Source organism: Stenotrophomonas sp. 80084_Sma (assembly GCF_056481995.1).
Genome location: NZ_CM151177.1, coordinates 2212203 through 2229975, shown reverse-complemented (window position 1 = coordinate 2229975; position 17773 = coordinate 2212203). Strand labels below are relative to the sequence as shown.

General features: G+C 65.8%; 11 protein-coding genes. 5 read left to right on the top strand and 6 right to left on the bottom strand.

Annotated features, from left to right (window positions below):
- Positions 1-44: 44 nt before the first annotated feature.
- Entirely contained in the window at positions 45-1595 is a 1551-nt protein-coding gene (locus ACZK3W_RS10410) for a BCCT family transporter (RefSeq protein WP_423175008.1), read from the bottom strand.
- A gap of 170 nt (positions 1596-1765) precedes the next feature.
- Between ACZK3W_RS10410 and betI the strand changes: the two genes are divergently transcribed.
- From betI to rpfF, 5 genes are all read left to right on the top strand, one after another.
- Positions 1766-2356, top strand: coding sequence for a transcriptional regulator BetI (gene betI, locus ACZK3W_RS10405; protein ID WP_069138626.1), 591 nt, complete (start codon positions 1766-1768; stop codon positions 2354-2356).
- Between the two features lie 38 nt (positions 2357-2394).
- The gene (betB, locus tag ACZK3W_RS10400; RefSeq protein ID WP_478450783.1) at positions 2395-3867 is read left to right on the top strand and encodes a betaine-aldehyde dehydrogenase; all 1473 of its coding nucleotides are present in this window, start codon (positions 2395-2397) and stop codon (positions 3865-3867) included.
- Positions 3868-3968: 101 nt separating this feature from the next.
- On the top strand, positions 3969-5651 hold the full coding sequence (betA, locus tag ACZK3W_RS10395; RefSeq protein ID WP_478450782.1) for a choline dehydrogenase: 1683 nt from the start codon (positions 3969-3971) through the stop codon (positions 5649-5651).
- Between the two features lie 223 nt (positions 5652-5874).
- On the top strand, positions 5875-7551 hold the full coding sequence (locus ACZK3W_RS10390; protein WP_049399434.1) for a long-chain fatty acid--CoA ligase: 1677 nt from the start codon (positions 5875-5877) through the stop codon (positions 7549-7551).
- Between the two features lie 199 nt (positions 7552-7750).
- The gene (gene rpfF / locus ACZK3W_RS10385; RefSeq protein WP_012480080.1) at positions 7751-8620 is read left to right on the top strand and encodes a diffusible signal factor synthase RpfF; all 870 of its coding nucleotides are present in this window, start codon (positions 7751-7753) and stop codon (positions 8618-8620) included.
- A 12-nt stretch (positions 8621-8632) separates the two neighbouring features.
- On the opposite strand, the gene ACZK3W_RS10380 is transcribed toward rpfF, so the two are convergent.
- The 5 genes from ACZK3W_RS10380 to ACZK3W_RS10360 all read right to left on the bottom strand — a co-directional run bounded on the left by ACZK3W_RS10380 (position 8633) and on the right by ACZK3W_RS10360 (position 17648).
- Positions 8633-11356 (bottom strand): response regulator, encoded by a 2724-nt coding sequence (locus ACZK3W_RS10380; protein ID WP_285303176.1) that lies wholly within the window; start codon positions 11354-11356, stop codon positions 8633-8635.
- A 1-nt stretch (position 11357) separates the two neighbouring features.
- Positions 11358-12497, bottom strand: a complete 1140-nt coding sequence (gene rpfG, locus ACZK3W_RS10375) for a cyclic di-GMP phosphodiesterase response regulator RpfG (RefSeq protein WP_006364528.1) — start codon at positions 12495-12497, stop codon at positions 11358-11360.
- A gap of 205 nt (positions 12498-12702) precedes the next feature.
- Positions 12703-14214: a lysine--tRNA ligase gene (lysS, locus tag ACZK3W_RS10370; protein ID WP_478450781.1), complete on the bottom strand. Its 1512-nt coding sequence runs from the start codon at positions 14212-14214 to the stop codon at positions 12703-12705.
- A 344-nt stretch (positions 14215-14558) separates the two neighbouring features.
- On the bottom strand, positions 14559-16199 hold the full coding sequence (locus ACZK3W_RS10365) for an acetolactate synthase large subunit (RefSeq protein WP_012510938.1): 1641 nt from the start codon (positions 16197-16199) through the stop codon (positions 14559-14561).
- A gap of 63 nt (positions 16200-16262) precedes the next feature.
- Positions 16263-17648, bottom strand: a complete 1386-nt coding sequence (locus tag ACZK3W_RS10360; protein ID WP_478450780.1) for an NAD-dependent succinate-semialdehyde dehydrogenase — start codon at positions 17646-17648, stop codon at positions 16263-16265.
- Positions 17649-17773 lie beyond the last annotated feature (125 nt).

The window sequence follows — 17773 nt, the reverse complement described above, 5'->3', positions numbered from 1 at the left end:
CCGGCCCTTTGCTTTCGCGTTTGCCGGGCAGGGCCCGGCGCTATCTACCGCCGCGGTGCGTCCGGGTCGGTGCGCAGGGCCTTCAGCAGGCCCCACATGTAGAACGCCAGGGTGAAGGAGAACGGCAGGCCGCACAGCACCACTGCCGTCTGCATCGCGCTGAAGTTGCCGGCCAGCAGCAGGCCGACGCTGGCCACGGTGATGCCGGCCGCCCAGAACACGCGCAGCCAGATCGGCGCGTCGTGGCCATCCTCCACGCCGTCGTCAACGCGACGGGTGCACAGGTTGGCGATCATCAGCGTGCCCGAATCGACCGGGGTCAGGAACAGCACGAAGCCGATCACCACCGCGGCACCGGCCACGTACGGCGCGGCGGGCAGGTACTCCAGCAGCTTGAACAGCGTCATCGCCGCATCATGCTTGGCCACGTCACCCAGGATCGCCTGGCCGTGGTTGAGCACCAGATCGATAGCCGTGTTGCCGAAGATCGACAGCCACGCCAGGGTGAAGCCGAGCGGGATCAGCAGCACGCCCATGATCACTTCGCGGATGGTGCGGCCACGCGAGATGCGCGCCACGAAAAGACCGACGAACGGCGCCCAGGCGATCCACCACGCCCAGTAGAACAGCGTCCACGAGCCCATCCACTCACGGCCCTTCGGGTCGTTGAGGTACATGTCGAAGCTCTTGCGCACGAATGCGCCGAGATAATCGCCGGTGTTCTGGATCAGACCATCGAACAGGTGCAGGGTCGGGCCGGTGACCAGCACGAACAGCAGCAGGCCGCACAGCAGGCGCACGTTGAGGTTGGAGAGCCAGGCAATGCCCTTCTCCACACCGGCCACCACGCCGATGGTGGCCACCACCATCATCACCAGCACGATCGCCACCAGCACCTGCGGCGTATCCGGGATGTGGAACAGGTAGACCAGGCCGGACTGCACCACCAGCGCGCCGATGCCGAGGTTGGTCACCATCGAGATCAGCGTGGCGAGGATGCCGAAGCCATCGACCATGTCGCCGATGCGGCCATGGATGCGCTCACCGAAGATCGGGTACAGCGCCGAGCGCAGCGCCAGCGGCAGGTCGCGGCGGTAGGCGAAATAGCCCAGGGCCACGCCGACCAGCGCATACAGCGCCCAGCCGTGCAGGCCCCAGTGCAGGAAGGTCAGCACCATCGCCTCGCGGCCGGCGGCCACGGTCCCGCCGGGCTGCCCGGGCGGATTGAGGAAGTGGTCCAGCGGCTCGTAGGCGCCGTAGTACAGCAGCGCGATGCCGATGCCGGCCGAGAACAGCATCGACACCCAGGCCACGTAGCCGAACGCCGGTGATTCCTCGTTGTGGCCCAGGCGGATGCGGCCATACGGTGAGAACGCCAGCCACAGCACGAAGCCCAGGCACAGCACGATCAGCAGCATGTACCACCAGCCGAACGCCGCCGAGACTTCGGCCTGCGCCCACTGCAGCCAGTGCTCGCTGCTTTCGGGATAAAGAACGGTAAGCAGCCCGAGGATGCCGATCGACACCGAGGAGCTGAAGAAGACAAAACGGTTCAAGCGCAGGGGCGAACGCTTGGGATGAGCCAGGGAAGACATGGGGTCGTCTCATCAAGTCCGAGGGGGCACATGGGCGGGGCCGGACCGGTAAACCGGGCCCATGGCGTGGGGCGCGAGCGCATCCTAGGGTTTATTGATTGAACGTTCAATCAATAAAAAGCATAATGGCGGGCAGCCCGATCCTTCGGGTCGCAATCCGTGGAGAGACAATGCCGAAGAAAGGCGTGGAACCGGTACGGCGCGAACAGCTGATCCGGGCCACTTTCCAGACCATCGACGAGATCGGCATGGCCGATGCGACCGTCGCCACCATCGCGAAGAAAGCAGGGCTGTCCAGCGGCATCGTCGCCCACTACTTCGGCGACAAGGACGGCCTGCTCAATGCTGCAATGCGGCAGATCCTGCGTGAACTTAAGGACGCGGTCGCCCGCTACCGTGCCGACGCTGGTGACGACCCGCGCGAGCAGCTGCGCGCCATCGTCGATGGCAACTTCGACGACAGCCAGATCAACGGCACCGCGATGCGCGTCTGGCTGACCTTCTGGGCCGCCAGCATGCACCAGCCGGAACTGGCCCGGCTGCAGCGCGCCAACGACCAGCGCCTGTTCTCCAACCTGTGCCACCAGTTCAACCGCCTGCTGCCCCACCCGCAGGCCCGCCTGGCCGCCCGTGGCCTGGCCGCGATGATCGACGGCCTGTGGCTGCGCGGCAGCCTGGTCGGCGGCCAGTTCAACGCCGAGAAGTCCCGGCGCATCGCTTACGGCTACATCGACTTCCAGTTGCAGGCTGCCGCGCTATAAGCGTTGCAGCATCCGCCCCCTTCCAAGGAGTACGCCCCATGACCACCCTGCCCGTCCAACAGCTCTACATTCACGGCCAGCGCGTCGATGCCAGCAGCGGCAAGACCTTCAAGACCGTGAACCCGGCCACCGGTGACGTGATCGCTGAAGTGCAGGTCGCCAGCCAGGCCGACGTCGAACGCGCCGTGCAGAGCGCGGCCGAAGGCCAGAAGGTGTGGGCGGCGATGACCGCCATGGAGCGCTCGCGCATCCTGCGCCGCGCCGTCGAGATCCTGCGCGAGCGCAACGACGAACTGGCCCATCTGGAAACCCTGGACACCGGCAAGGCACTGGCTGAAACCACCACCGTGGACATCGTCACCGGCGCCGATGTGGTCGAGTACTACGCCGGCCTGGCCACCGCCATCGAAGGCATCCAACTGCCACTGCGTGAGTCGAGCTTCTTCTACACCCGTCGCGAGCCGCTGGGCGTGGTCGCCGGCATCGGCGCCTGGAACTACCCGATCCAGATTGCGATGTGGAAGTCGGCCCCGGCCCTGGCGGCCGGCAACGCGATGGTGTTCAAGCCGTCGGAAGTGACCCCGCTGACCGCGATCAAGCTGGCCGAGATCTACACCGAGGCCGGCGTGCCCGCTGGCGTATTCAACGTCGTGCAGGGCCCGGGCCGCGAGATCGGCCAGTGGCTGACCGAGCACCCGGTGATCGAGAAAATCTCCTTCACCGGCGGCGTTGCCACCGGCAAGAAGGTCATGGCCAGCGCCGCGTCCTCGTCGCTGAAGGAAGTGACCATGGAACTGGGCGGCAAGTCGCCGCTGGTGATCTGCGATGACGCCGATCTGGACCGCGCCGCCGACATCGCGGTGATGGCCAACTTCTTCAGCTCCGGCCAGGTCTGCACCAACGGCACCCGCGTGTTCGTGCCACGCAGCATGCTGGCTGCGTTCGAAGCCGCCGTTGTCGAGCGCGTCAAGCGCATCCGCATCGGTGACCCGATGGCCGCCGAGACCAACTTCGGCCCGCTGACCAGCTTCCCGCACATGGAAAACGTGCTGCGCTACATCGAAAGCGGCAAGGCCGAAGGCGCTCGCCTGCTGACCGGCGGCGGCCGTGCCACCGAAGGCGCGCTGGCCAATGGCGCCTACGTGCTGCCGACCGTGTTCTCCGACTGCCGCGATGACATGACCATCGTCAAGGAAGAGATCTTCGGGCCGGTGATGAGCATCCTCGCCTACGACGACGAAGACGAAGTGGTGCGTCGTGCCAACGACACCACCTTCGGCCTCGCCGCTGGCGTGGTCAGCAAGGACGTCAGCCGCGCCCACCGCATCATCCACCGCCTGGAAGCCGGCATCTGCTGGATCAACACCTGGGGCGAATCGCCGGCCGAAATGCCGGTCGGCGGTTACAAGGAATCCGGTGTCGGCCGTGAGAACGGCCTCTCCACCCTCGGCCACTACACCCGCATCAAGTCGGTGCAGGTCGAACTGGGTGACTACGCCAGCGTGTTCTGATCGGCGCGCCCTGAGCGCGCACCTTCGTCCGGCCACCGCGCCGATCCGACATTCCGCCGGGACGCCTGCATGCAGCGCGCCCCGGCCTGCAGGAGACACCCATGAGCACCCATAACGAGTACGACTACATCATCATCGGCGCCGGTTCGGCCGGCAACGTGCTGGCCACCCGCCTCACCGAAGATGCCGATGTCAGCGTGCTGCTGCTGGAAGCCGGTGGCCCGGACTACCGGCTCGACTTCCGTACCCAGATGCCGGCGGCACTGGCCTTCCCGCTGCAGGGCAAGCGCTACAACTGGGCGTACAAGACCGATCCCGAGCCCTTCATGAACAACCGCCGCATGGACTGCGGCCGTGGCAAGGGGCTGGGTGGCTCGTCGCTGATCAACGGCATGTGCTACATCCGCGGCAACGCGATGGACTACGACAACTGGGCCAGCATGCCGGGCCTGGAAGACTGGACCTACCTGGACTGCCTGCCGTACTTCCGCAAGGCCGAAACCCGTGACATCGGCCCCAACGACTACCACGGTGGCGAAGGCCCGCTGCGGGTGACCACGCCCAAGGCCGGCAACAACGAACTGTTCGCCGCGATGGTTGAAGCCGGCGTGCAGGCCGGCTACCCGCGCACCGACGACCTCAACGGCTACCAGCAGGAAGGCTTCGGCCCGATGGACCGCACGGTGACCCCGAAGGGCCGTCGTTCCAGCACCGCCCGCGGCTATCTGGACCTGGCCAAGCCGCGCCCGAACCTGACCATCGTCACCCACGCGCTGACCGACCACATCCTGTTCTCGGGCAAGCGTGCGGTGGGCGTGCAGTGGCTGCACAACGACCAGCCGCAGCGTGCCACCGCCCGCCGCGAAGTGCTGCTGTGTGGCGGCGCCATCGCCTCGCCGCAGATCCTGCAGCGCTCGGGCGTCGGCCCGGCCGACCTGCTGCGCAGCCTCGACATCGACCTGGTGCACCACCTGCCGGGCGTCGGCGCCAACCTGCAGGATCACCTGGAGATGTACCTGCAGTACGAGTGCAAGAAGCCCGTCTCGCTGGCCCCGGCTCTGAAGCTGTACAACCAGCCGGCCATCGGTGCCGAGTGGCTGTTCCTGGGCACCGGCATCGGCGCCAGCAACCAGTTCGAAGCCGGCGGCTTCATCCGCAGCGACGCCGAGTTCGACTGGCCGAACCTGCAGTACCACTTCCTGCCGGTAGCGATCAATTACAACGGCTCCAACCCGATCAAGGCGCACAGCTTCCAGATGCACGTCGGTTCGATGCGCTCGCCCAGCCGCGGCCGCATCCACGTGCGTTCGAAGGATCCGCGCGAACATCCGAGCATCCTGTTCAACTACATGTCGCACGACCAGGACTGGCGCGAGTTCCGCGCGGCGATCCGGATCACCCGCGAGATCTTCGCGCAGCCGGCACTGGCGCCGTACAGCGGCCGCGAGATCTCGCCGGGCAGCGCACTGCAGACCGATGCGCAGATCGATGCGTTCGTCCGCGAGCATGCCGAGACCGCCTACCACCCGTCGTGCTCGAACAAGATGGGCCATGCCGATGACCCGATGGCGGTGGTCGACGGCCAGGGCCGCGTGCACGGGCTGGAAGGCCTGCGCATCGTCGATGCCTCGATCATGCCGCAGGTGGTGACCGGCAACCTCAACGCGCCGACCATCATGATGGCCGAGAAGCTGGCCGACGTGATCCGTGGCCGCACCCCGCTGGCCCGCAGCACCGCGCCGTACTACAAGGCCAACGGCGCACCGGTACGCAAGCAGGGCTGACGCAAGCGCCCCGCTTGGGGCCGCGGTAGTGCCGGCCGCTGGCCGGCATCCACCGGAATCCCGATCGAGCGCAGATGCCGGCCAGCGGCCGGCATTACCAAGCAAAGAGGCCCCTCGGGGGCCTCTTCGCGTTTTCCCTACGGCGGGGTATGCTGCAATGAACGGCCATTGTCGATACGCTCAGGGCCGTAACCTAAAACATCACGATTCCTGGAGGGGGAATATGAGTCTGGATCGTCCCTGGCTGCAGAGCTATCCGAAAGGCGTTCCCGCCGAAATCGACGTCAACGAATTCCATTCGGTCGCCTCGGTCTTCGACGCTTCCGTCGCGAAATTCCGCGACCGTCCCGCCTACTCCAGCTTCGGCAAGGTCCTCACCTATGGTGAGACGGACGCGCTGGTCACCCAGTTCGCCGCCTACCTGCTGGGTGAGCTCAAGCTCAAGAAGGGTGACCGCGTCGCCCTGATGATGCCCAACTGCCTGCAGTACCCGGTGGCCACCTTCGGCGTGCTGCGCGCCGGCCTGACCGTGGTCAACGTCAACCCGCTGTACACCGCGCGCGAACTCAAGCACCAGCTGGTTGATGCCGGCGTCAGCGCCCTGGTGGTGGTCGACAACTTCGGCGACACCGTCGAACAGGTCATCGCCGATACGCCGGTCAAGCACGTGGTCACCACCGGCCTGGGCGACCTGCTCGGCGCCAAGGGCGCGATCGTCAACTTCGTGCTGAAGTACATCAAGAAGATGGTGCCCAACTACCACATCAAGGGCGCCGTCCGCTTCAAGCAGGCGCTCAAGCTGGGCAGCCGCCACGCGCTTCCGGCGGTCGAGATCGACCACGACGACATTGCCTTCCTGCAGTACACCGGCGGGACCACCGGCGTGGCCAAGGGAGCGATGCTGACCAACCGCAACCTGATCGCCAACATGCAGCAGGCGTCGGCGTGGCTGTCCACCTCGGGCATCGAGCCGGGCAAGGAAGTGATCATCACCGCCCTGCCGCTGTACCACATCTTCGCGTTGACCGCGAACGGGCTGGTCTTCATGAAGTTCGGTGGCTGCAACCACCTGATCACCAACCCACGCGACATGAAGGGCTTCGTCAAAGAGCTCAAGGGCACCCGCTTCACCGCCATCACCGGCGTCAACACGCTGTTCAACGGCCTGCTCAACACCCCGGGCTTCGACGAGATCGACTTCTCTTCGGTCAAATTCACCCTGGGCGGCGGCATGGCGGTGCAACGTGCCGTGGCCGAACGCTGGAAGAAGGTCACCGGCGTGACCCTGGTCGAAGCCTATGGCCTGACCGAGACCTCCCCCGCGGCCTGCATCAATCCGCTCACCCTGCCCGAGTACAACGGTGCCATCGGCCTGCCGATCCCGTCCACCGATGCCTGCATCAAGGACGACAACGGCAACATCCTGGCGCTGGGCGAAGTGGGCGAGCTGTGCATCAAGGGCCCGCAGGTAATGAAGGGCTACTGGCAGCGTCCGGAAGAAACCGCCACCGCCATCGATGCGGACGGCTGGCTGCACACCGGCGACATGGCGAAGATGGACGAACAGGGCTTCTTCTACATCGTCGACCGCAAGAAGGACATGATCCTGGTGTCCGGCTTCAACGTGTACCCGAATGAGGTCGAAGACGTCATCGCGATGATGCCGGGCGTGCTGGAAGTCGCCGCCGTCGGTGTCCCGGACGAAAAGTCCGGCGAAGTGGTCAAGGTCGTGATCGTGAAGAAGGACCCGAACCTGACCGCGGAAATGGTCAAGGAACATGCGCGGGCAAACCTGACCGGTTACAAGCACCCCAGAATCGTAGAATTCCGAAAGGAGCTGCCGAAGACCAACGTCGGCAAGATTCTCCGTCGCGAGCTGCGTGATACGCCCGCCCAGTAAGGGTTTCCGGGCAACGGGAGAGTACAGGGACCCCGCCGGAGACGGCGGGGTCTTTTTATTACCGGAACATGGCCGGTACAGCGCTTGCGGGCGGTTCACGACGGGTGCATAGAATCAGTCGCCGCCGCACGTTCAGCCCGCCCCCTCACTCCTCTCCGTCCGCTCTGCGGTTGGCCGGACGGTCACACGGAGAACTCCCATGTCCGCAGTACGCCCCATCATCACCCGTCCCTCGCAGCACCCTACCCTGCGTATCACCGAAGAACCCGAGCGGGATGTCTACTGGATCCACATGCACGCCAACCTGGTCAACCAGCCGGGCCGGCCGTGCTTCGCCTCGCGTCTGGTCGATGACATCGTCGACTACCAGCGCGAACTGGGCGATCGCCTCAGCGCCTCGCACGCTCTGTCACCCCATGTCGTTCTTGCCTCGGACAGCGACGTGTTCAACCTGGGTGGCGATCTCGAACTGTTCTGCCGCCTGATCCGCGAGGGCGACCGTGCCCGCCTGCTCGACTATGCCCAACGCTGCGTGCGCGGCGTGCATGCCTTCCATGCCGGCCTGGGCACCCGTGCCCACAGCATCGCCCTGGTCCAGGGCAATGCACTGGGTGGCGGCTTCGAGGCCGCACTGAGCTGCCACACCATCGTCGCCGAGGAAGGCGTGCTGATGGGCCTGCCCGAGGTGCTGTTCGACCTGTTCCCGGGCATGGGCGCCTACTCCTTCCTGTGCCAGCGGATCAGCCCGCGCCTGGCCGAGAAGATCATGCTGGAAGGCAACCTCTACACCGCCAGCCAGCTGAAGGAGATGGGCCTGGTCGACATCGTGGTGCCGGTGGGCGAAGGTGTTGCCGCGGTCGAACAGGTGATCAAGGAAAGCCGGCGCATTCCGCACGCGTGGGCGGCGATGCGTGAGGTCAACGAGATCGCCACCATGGTGCCGCTGCATGAAATGATGCGGATCACCGAGATCTGGGTGGACACCGCCATGCAGCTCGGCGAGAAGTCCCTGCGCACCATGGATCGGCTGGTACGGGCGCAGGCCCGGCGCAATGGCGACCCGGCCTGACCGTCTGGCGGGTCAGGACGGGCTGCGCTCGCTGTCGTCGCGGTGCGATGCTCCCGCACTACGGGCAGCCAACGCATTCCTGCCGTTGCGCAGGGCAGTCGCCAGGCTGCCGAGGCGGGCGTTCCATTCACCCTTCAGCTGCCAGTCCGCCATGCGCATGATTTCGCCACTGGAGGCGGCAACCTGGACAAGCCCCAGGTTGCTCGCCACACCGCGCAGCGCGTGTGCGTGCTCGCGGAAATCCTCCCAGGCCTGGCGCTCGCCGCAGCCCTGCAGCTGGCCCATGCTCGCGTCGACGTCCGCCAGGCACTGGTCGATGAACTTGCGTTCGAAGCCATCGCCCATGCCCAGCGACGCCAGCTCGTCCAGCACCGCGGTATCGAGCACGCCATCGCCAACCGGCAATGCCGGCACCGACTGGATGCCGGACTCGGCGCGGGTGTTGGCGGCGACATCGGCCAGCACTTCCAGCAGACGGGTGGCCACCACGGGCTTGGCAAGGAAGGCGCGCGCACCGGCCTGCTCGCAACGCAGGATGGACTCGGGGGTGACGTCCGCGCTCAGCACCATGACCGGAACGTAAGGCATGCCACTGGCCTGCATCACCCGCAACTGTTTGAGCAGGTCCAGTCCGCTCATGCCGGGCATGTGCAGATCGACGATCGCTGCGTCGTAACTGGCCTGCTCCAACGCATCGAGTACTTCGGCGCCGCCATTGACGCAGGTGACCTTGTGGCCGGCCTTCTCCAGCAACCGCTGCAGCACCATGCGGTTGGCTTCGTGGTCGTCGGCCACCAGCACCCGCAGGCTGCGCACGCGCGCACGATGGCGCAGGAAGGGATTGGAGAACGCGATGACATTGCCGGCTTCAGCCACCTCGGACGGAACCGCCGGGGCTGATGAGGTGTCTGCGACGTCCAGCGTGATCTCGACCCAGAACACGCTGCCGCGCGGGCTGTTCGGCGCATAACCGACCTGCCCGCCCATCGACTCGACCAGGCCCTTGGCAATGGCGGTGCCCAGACCGGTGCCTTCATGGCGGCGGGCCAGGCCGACATCGCCCTGCTCGAAGGCATTGAACAGCCGGCCGCGCAGCGCCACCGGTACGCCGATGCCGCTGTCGACGATCTCGAATCGCAGGCGCATCCGCTCGCTACCCAGCACATCGGGGCTGGACACGCGCAGATGCACGTAGCCGCTGTCGGTGAACTTGACCGCGTTACCCATCAGATTGAGCAGGATCTGCTGCAGATGACCGGCATCACCCAGCAGGCGCGGCGGCACGTTGTCATCCACCTGCACGCGATAGTCCAGCGATTTGGAGCGGGTCTGCGGGGTCAGGATCAGGTTGATCGCCTGCAGCACGTCGGCCAGCGCGAACTCGTGCCACTCCACGCGCACCTTGCCGGCTTCGATCGCGGAGATGTCCAGCACCTCTTCCACCAGCGCCAACAGACTGCGGGTCGAGGCCTGGATGGTGTTCAGGCACTCGCGCTGTTCGTCGTCCAGGCGGGTGGTGGCCAGCACTTCGGTCATGCCGGCCAGCCCGTTCAACGGCGTGCGGAACTCATGGCTCATGTTGGCCAGGAAACGGCTCTTGGCTTCGTTGGCCTGGCGCGCCTCTGCCACCGCCCGGGTCAAGGCATGCAGCAGCGAATCGAAGTACAGCGGAATCGCGCCCAGGCCCAGCAGCAGGCCCCAGCCCAGATAGTCGTGGCCGCGCCAGTACGGCGACAGCATCACCGTGCACAGGAAGGCCAGGCAGCCCATGGCCGTGGCCACGCGCAGGTAGGTGCTGCCGTAGCGCATGCCGTTGCCGATCGTGACCCACAGCATCACCGCATACAGCGGTGCCGCCGGCTCACCCTGGATGGTCATGATCCAGGCCATGCAGGTGTAGTCGGTCAGCATGCCGATCACCCGGCGCACATGCGACACACCCGGATTGACCAGGATCGCGGTCAGCAGGCCGGCGGAAATGGTCAGCTCGAAGGCGAGGATCAGCCACGTCGCAGTCAATGCCTCACCGCCGCCGCTCAGCGAGCGCCAGCCGAGATAGCTGATGAACAGCGCCGTGATGATGATGCGGATCAGGTTCTGCGCGTGCTCGCTGTCCTCGCGCCCGGACAGGCGCTGCTTGAAGCGGGCCAGCAGCGAGCGCTTGTCGGAACCAGCGGCGGGAGTCGTATCCATGGTCGGATGTCGCATCCTTCGGCGCAGCAGGGAGGAGCAGCACAACGGTACTGCCAGCAACCCCAACCACAGGGAAATGGCCAGCCCCAGGTTGGCCTGCCAGTAAGGGGTCAACAGCACGGTGGTGCCGAAACTGACCATCGCCAGCACGATGGCCGCGGCCAGGTAACGCGGCCCGAAGCGCAGGCCGTTGCCCACCGTGACCCACATCACCACCGCATACACCCACGCCAGCGGCTCACCCATCTGGATCATGCCGACCGCGATCAGGCCGTAATCGGCCAGCATCCCGGCCACCCGCCTCGGATCGGAGCGCTCCGGCTTCCACAGCAGCCAACCGAACAGCAGCAGCGAAAGTCCCAATCCGGTCAGTACCGTCGCCAGCACGCCCTGGTACTGCTCCAGACGGTGCAGGCGCGCACCGGACAGCAGCACATAGACCAGGATCAGCGAGATCAGCACCACCCGCACGATCGCCTGGCCATGTTCCGAATCCGGACGCTGCGCCAGCCGACGCCTCACGCGTGCGAACAGGTCCTGCATGTCACCCACCCGGTCGCGTCGATGCCGTCGAGTGCTGGGCGCAGATATCCATCAACTGCTGGTGGCCGCGCATCAGCGCATCCACGCAGCGTGGATCGAACAGGCGGCCACGCTGGGCATACAGATAGGCCAGTGTGGCTTCCATGGTCCATGCTTCCTTGTACGGACGGGGTGAGATGAGTGCGTCGAAGACGTCGGCCACGGCGACGATGCGCGCTTCCAGCGGAATCGCCTCACCGACCAGCCCATCCGGGTAGCCGCTGCCGTCGTAACGTTCGTGGTGGCGCAGCGCGATCAATGCGCCGACCTGGATGAAGCGGTTCTGGCTGCCACTGAGCAGCTCATGGCCGATGCGCGGGTGCCGCCGCATGATCGCCAGCTCTTCGTCGTTGAGCTTGCCCTGCTTGAGCAGCACTGCATCGGGAATGGCGATCTTGCCCATGTCATGCAGCGGCGCGGCCATCTCGATCAGGCGCACGTCGTCTTCGGGCAGGCCCAGCTGCTCGGCGATCAGCCCTGCCACGCGCGCCATGCGTTCAAGGTAGGCACTGGTGCCGGCATCACGGAACTCGATCGCCCGCGCCAACCGCGACAGTGTCTCACGCTCGCGTTCCTCGACCTCGTGCATGCTGGCCAGCAAGCGCTGCTCCAGCGACAACGCGCGTTGCTTCACGTTCTCGGTCTGCTGGCGCAGCTGCAACAGGTTGTAGCAGCGCGCGCGCAGTTCGCGCGGACGGATGGGCTTGACCAGGAAGTCGATGACCCCCGCTTCCAGCGCCGCCTGACGGATCGGCTCGTCGCCGACCACGGTGATCAGGATCACCGGAATGTCGCGATGCTTGGGCAGGCGACGGAAACGGCGGGCGAACTCCAGCCCGTCCATTTCCGGCATGCGATAATCGAGCAGCAGCAGGTCGACCGGATGCGCCTCGCACCAGGCCAATGCGGTCAGCGGATCACCGAAGTCATACACGCTCAGTTCCGGCGCGATATCTTCGATGACGTGACGCAGCATCGTCCGGGCGGACGTCTGGTCGTCAACAATGACGATGTTCAACGCGTACTCTGCCTGGTTTCTCGACCATGCTGGATCATCAGCAGGCGAGGATACCCTGCCGCTGCGAACGCTCGCACCCTGCATCGGCCTGACTCCCGTGTCATGCGTCCCGGTTCATGATCGTCATCACATTGTGAAGCGGACTCTCCACAATGCGCACTCCCCTTGGCGCCGATCAAGCCATAACAGACGTCAAGGTAGTGCATTAACGATACGCCGAGTGCGGGAGGCGTCAATCGCGCCGTCTCATTTCGCGACGGCGCGCACAAACAGGAGTCAAAAAGACGACTTACTGCTCCGGACGCATGTACGGGAACAGCAGCACGTCACGGATCGAGCTGCTGCCAGTCAGCAGCATCACCAGGCGATCGACGCCGATGCCGAGGCCGCCGGTCGGTGCCATGCCGTACTCCAGCGCACGGATGTAGTCGGCGTCGTAGTGCATGGCCTCGTCATCGCCGCCTTCCTTCGCGGCTACCTGGGCCTGGAAACGCTGGGCCTGGTCTTCCGGGTCGTTCAGCTCGGAGAAGCCATTGGCCAGCTCCTTGCCGTTGACGAACAGCTCGAAGCGGTCGGTGTAGCCCGGATCGTTGTCGTTGGCACGGGCCAGCGGCGAGACCTCCACCGGATGGTCGGTGATGAAGGTCGGCTGGATCAGGGTGTGCTCGACCGTGGCTTCGAAGATCTCCAGCAGCAGCTTGCCCCAGCCGTAAGACGGCTTGACGCGGATCTTCAAGCGCTCGCAATGGCGCAGCAGCGCCTCGCGGTCGGTGCAGTCGGCAGCGGAGATTTCCGGGTTGTGGTGGCGCACAGCCTCGTCCATGCGCCAGCGGCGGAACGCCGGGCCCAGGTCGATCTTCGCGCCGTCCCACTCCACCTCGGTGCCGCCATTGACCGTCCTGGCCACGTCACGGATCACGCCTTCGGTCAGGTCCATGATCTCGTTGTACGTGGCATAGGCCTCGTACAGCTCCATCATGGTGAATTCCGGGTTGTGGCGGGTGCTGACGCCTTCATTGCGGAAGTTGCGGTTGATCTCGTACACGCGCTCCAGGCCACCCACGGTCAGGCGCTTGAGGTACAGCTCCGGCGCCACGCGCAGGTACAGGTCCAGGTCCAGCGCATTATGGTGGGTGGTGAACGGCTTGGCCGCCGCGCCGCCGGGGATGTAATGCATCATCGGCGTTTCGACTTCGAGGAAGTCGCGGTTGTCCAGCCACGCGCGCATGGCGCGGATGATCTTCGAGCGCTTGATGAACACCGCGCGCGACTCCGGGGTCACGATCAGGTCGACATAGCGCTGGCGGTAGCGCTGCTCGACGTCGGCCAGGCCATGCCACTTGTCCGGCAGCGGGCGCAGCGACTTGGTCAGCAGGCGGATCGATTCGGCCTTGACCGACAGCTCACCGGTCTTGGTACGGGTCAGGCCGCCTTCGACGGCGATGATGTCGCCCACGTCCCAGCCCTTGAAGGCGGTGTAGGCATCGCCCAGTACCGTGCCCTGCAGGAACAGCTGGATGCGGCCTGACTCGTCCTGGATCTGCGCGAAACTGGCCTTGCCCATGATGCGCTTGGCCATCAGTCGGCCGGCCATCTTCACCTGGCGGCCGTTGCCTTCCAGCGCCTCAGCGGTCCACTGTTCGGCGTCGGCGAATTCTTCCTGCAGGCGGCCGGCGAAGTCCTCGCGACGGAAGTCGTTCGGGTACGCGATGCCCTGCCCACGCAGCGTTTTGAGTTTCTCGCGGCGCTCGGCGATCAACTTGTTTTCGTCAACGGGGAGGGTATCGGTAGCTTCGCTCATGGATCTGCGGGAATCGTGTAGTGAGGGGGGATGTTGCGCCCGGCACAGCCGGTTGCCCAGCATACCAAAACCGCCCCGCCCCGGCCCTGGGCCGGCGCCCTGCCCCGGTAGTCGCCAACCTTGGTTGGCGCTCTGCGTGTCGACCAAGGTCGACACCTACCAGGTCCGCTGCCCGCCGCTTGGTAGCCGCCAACCTTGGTTGGCGCTCCATCGTGTCGACCAAGGTCGACACCTACCAGGTCCGCTGCCCGCCGCTCTGGTAGCCGCCAACCTTGGTTGGCGGTCCGTGTGTCGACCAAGGTCGACACCTACCGGATTCCGGGGAACCGATGCCCCGGTAGGCGTCAACCGTTCCCGGGGAACGCCTGCCGCAGCTCGTCCACCAGCACCCGCTGGTTCTCCGAGTAGTCGATCGGCACCGATACCAGGTGCACCCCACCCTCGTTGAACGCCGCCTCCAGCGTCGGGATGAACTGCTCGATGGCCGTCACCTCATGCCCCTTGCAGCCATAGGCTTCCGCATACTTCACGAAATCCGGGTTACTGAACGTCATGCCGTAGTCGGTGAAGCCATCCACCGCCTGCTTCCAGCGGATCATCCCGTAGGCGCCGTCGTTGAGGATCAGCACCACAAGGTTCAGGCCCAGCCGACGCGCGGTCTCCAGCTCCTGGCTGTTCATCATGAATCCGCCATCGCCGCACACCGCCAACACCCGCCGCTGCGGGTACAGGATCGAGGCCATGATCGCCGACGGCAGGCCCGCGCCCATCGTCGCCAGCGCGTTGTCCAGCAGCAGCGTATTGGCCACCTGGGTGCGGTAATTGCGCGCAAACCAGATCTTGTACATGCCGTTGTCCAGCGCCACGATGCCGTCCGGCGGCATCACCTGGCGCACGTCGTGCACCAGCCGCTGCGGGGTGAATCCAGCTTCCTCGGCACGGTCAGCCAAGTGTTCCAGAATGGTCGCGCGCAGTGGCAGCAGCGCGTCGGCGTTCGGCACTGCACCTTCGATACGGTCGGCCAGCTGGGTCAGCGAACGGCCGATGTCACCGATCACTTCCACCTGCGGGAAGTACACCTGCTCCACCGCCGCCTGCGAATAGCCGATATGGATCACGGTCGGCCCACCCGGGCGCATCACGAACGGCGGCTTCTCGGTGACCTCGTGGCCGATCGTCACGATCACGTCGGCCTGGTCGATCGCCATGTGCACGTAGTCGCGCTCGGTCAGCGCGGCGGTGCCCATGTACAGGCCCGAACCACCGGCCACCGCACCCTTGCCCATCTGCGTGGTGAAGAATGGAATACCCGCGCGCAGCACGAATGCCGACAACGCTTCGCTGGACTGCGGCCGCGACGCCGCCGAGGCGATCATCAGCAGCGGGCGCTTGGCATTGCGGATGATCTCCGCCGCGCGGTCCAGTGCTTCCGGACTGGCAATGGGACGATCCACCGCATGCGGCGGAATCAGCGCTACGTCCCCGACCTCATCGGCCGCGATGTCTTCGGGCAGCTCCAGCAGCACCGGGCCCGGGCGCTCTTCCAGCGCGGTACGGAATGCCTCGCGGACGATGGTCGGAATGGTGCGCGCCGACACGATCTGCCGCGCCTGCTTGGTCAGCGGCTTCATGGTGCTGACGATGTCGACGATCTGGAAACGCGCCTGCTTGCTGGCGACGATGCCCTTTTGGCCGGTGATCATGATCACCGGCCACGCGCCAAGCAGCGCGTAGGCGGCACCGGTGGTGAAGTTGAGCGCGCCCGGGCCGAGCGTGGCCAGGCACACGCCCGGCTTGCCGGTCAGGCGGCCATAGGTCGCCGCCATGAACACCGCTGCCTGCTCGTGACGGGTGATGACCAGCTCGATGCTGGAATGGCGGAGTGATTCGACCACGTCGAGGTTCTCCTCGCCGGGGATGCCGAAAATACGCTCGACGCCTTCGTTCTCAAGCGCGGCGACGAGCAGATCTGAACCCTTGGACATTGGAATGCCGTCCTTTTCGCTGGACTGATGATGGATCGTTGCAGGAAGGATGGAAGCTGCGCGTCAACGCTTGTCGAACCACACCGTCTGCGCGTTGACGAATTCGCGGATGCCGAAGTGCGAGAGCTCACGGCCGAAGCCGCTCTTCTTCACGCCACCGATCGGCACGCGCGGGTCAGAGGCGGAGAAACCGTTGACGAACACGCCGCCGGTCTGCAGCCGGCGCGCCAACTGCATGGCCCGTGCGCGGTCGCCGGTCCACAGGTTGCCGCTGAGGCCGAACTCGCTCTGGTTGGCCAGTTCCACCGCATGATCGGCATCACGGGCGCGGCTGATCGAGGCAACCGGACCGAAGGTCTCGGTATCGAAAGCCTGCATGCCCGGCTCCACGTCGGCCAGCACGGTGGGCGCGTAGAACGCACCCGGGCGATCCAGCTGATGGCCGCCAACCAGCAGCTTCGCGCCCGCGTCCACCGAGGCCCGTACCTGCGCGTCCAGCTGCTCCAGCAGGTCCTGGCGTGCCATCGGGCCGATACGGTTGCCGGCTTCACGGCCGTCGCCGATGGTCAGCGCCTGCACCTTCTGGCAGAACTGCGCCACGAACCGGTCGTAGACCGCGTCTTCAACGATGATGCGCTTGCCGGCGATGCAGACCTGCCCGGTGTTCTGGAAGCGCGAAGCCACCGCTGCATCGACGGCAGCGTCCAGATCGGCGTCGGCCAGCACGATGAACGGATCCGAGCCACCCAGTTCCAGCACCACCTTCTTCAGCGCCTGCCCGGCCTGGGCGGCGATGCTACGGCCGGCGGCCACGCTGCCGGTCAGGGTCACCGCCGCGATGCGGTCATCGGCGATCGCGCGGCTGGTGCCGTCGCGGCTGATGTTGGCGGCGATGAAGGTGCCTTCCGGCAGACCGGCATCGCGCCAGGCGGCGTCGAGCAGCTGCGCGGTACCGACGATGTTCTCGGCCGGCTTAAGCAGGAAGCCGTTGCCGCCCATCAGGATCGGTACCGCCGCGCGCATCACCTGCCAGTAGGGGAAGTTCCACGGCATGATGCCCAGCACCACGCCCAGCGGCAGGTAGGACACGTAGGCCTTGTCGTCGGGCACCTGGGTCGGTTCGTCGCGCAGGAACTGCGCACCGTGGTCGGCGTACCAGTCGCACAGCACGGCGCACTTCTCGATCTCGGCCAGCGATTCGGCCTGCACCTTGCCCATCTCGGCGGTGGCCAGTGCAGCCAGCTTTTCACGGTCACGGCGCAGTACCACCGCCATCGCACGCAGTACGTCTGCACGCTGTTCAAGGCTCTTGGCGCTCCAGGCCACGAAGCCAACCTGGCCGCGATCCAGGATTGTTTCCAGTTCGGCGTCGGTGGCGAAGGGATGGCTGGCGATCTGCTGGCCGGTGGCCGGATCGCGGGAAATGGCGGTGCTGGGGGCAGCGGACATGCAGGTCTCCTGGTGTCTCGACAACGGGCGGCGGCCCGTCTCCTGCACAGGAATGTGGACCCGATTGGCGGAGGCAACAAGGCGTCTGCTTATCCTGTGACCTGCACTTACCTGCCTGAATGGGG

Bases quoted from the DNA above. Each gene is read 5' to 3' on its own strand.
- ACZK3W_RS10410 (WP_423175008.1), bottom strand. From the start codon at position 1,595: ATGTCTTCCCTGGCTCATCCCAAGCGTTCGCCCCTGCGCTTGAACCGT.
- betI (WP_069138626.1), top strand. From the start codon at position 1,766: ATGCCGAAGAAAGGCGTGGAACCGGTACGGCGCGAACAGCTGATCCGG.
- betB (WP_478450783.1), top strand. From the start codon at position 2,395: ATGACCACCCTGCCCGTCCAACAGCTCTACATTCACGGCCAGCGCGTC.
- betA (WP_478450782.1), top strand. From the start codon at position 3,969: ATGAGCACCCATAACGAGTACGACTACATCATCATCGGCGCCGGTTCG.
- ACZK3W_RS10390 (WP_049399434.1), top strand. From the start codon at position 5,875: ATGAGTCTGGATCGTCCCTGGCTGCAGAGCTATCCGAAAGGCGTTCCC.
- rpfF (WP_012480080.1), top strand. From the start codon at position 7,751: ATGTCCGCAGTACGCCCCATCATCACCCGTCCCTCGCAGCACCCTACC.
- ACZK3W_RS10380 (WP_285303176.1), bottom strand. From the start codon at position 11,356: ATGCAGGACCTGTTCGCACGCGTGAGGCGTCGGCTGGCGCAGCGTCCG.
- rpfG (WP_006364528.1), bottom strand. From the start codon at position 12,497: ATGCAGGGTGCGAGCGTTCGCAGCGGCAGGGTATCCTCGCCTGCTGAT.
- lysS (WP_478450781.1), bottom strand. From the start codon at position 14,214: ATGAGCGAAGCTACCGATACCCTCCCCGTTGACGAAAACAAGTTGATC.
- ACZK3W_RS10365 (WP_012510938.1), bottom strand. From the start codon at position 16,199: ATGTCCAAGGGTTCAGATCTGCTCGTCGCCGCGCTTGAGAACGAAGGC.
- ACZK3W_RS10360 (WP_478450780.1), bottom strand. From the start codon at position 17,648: ATGTCCGCTGCCCCCAGCACCGCCATTTCCCGCGATCCGGCCACCGGC.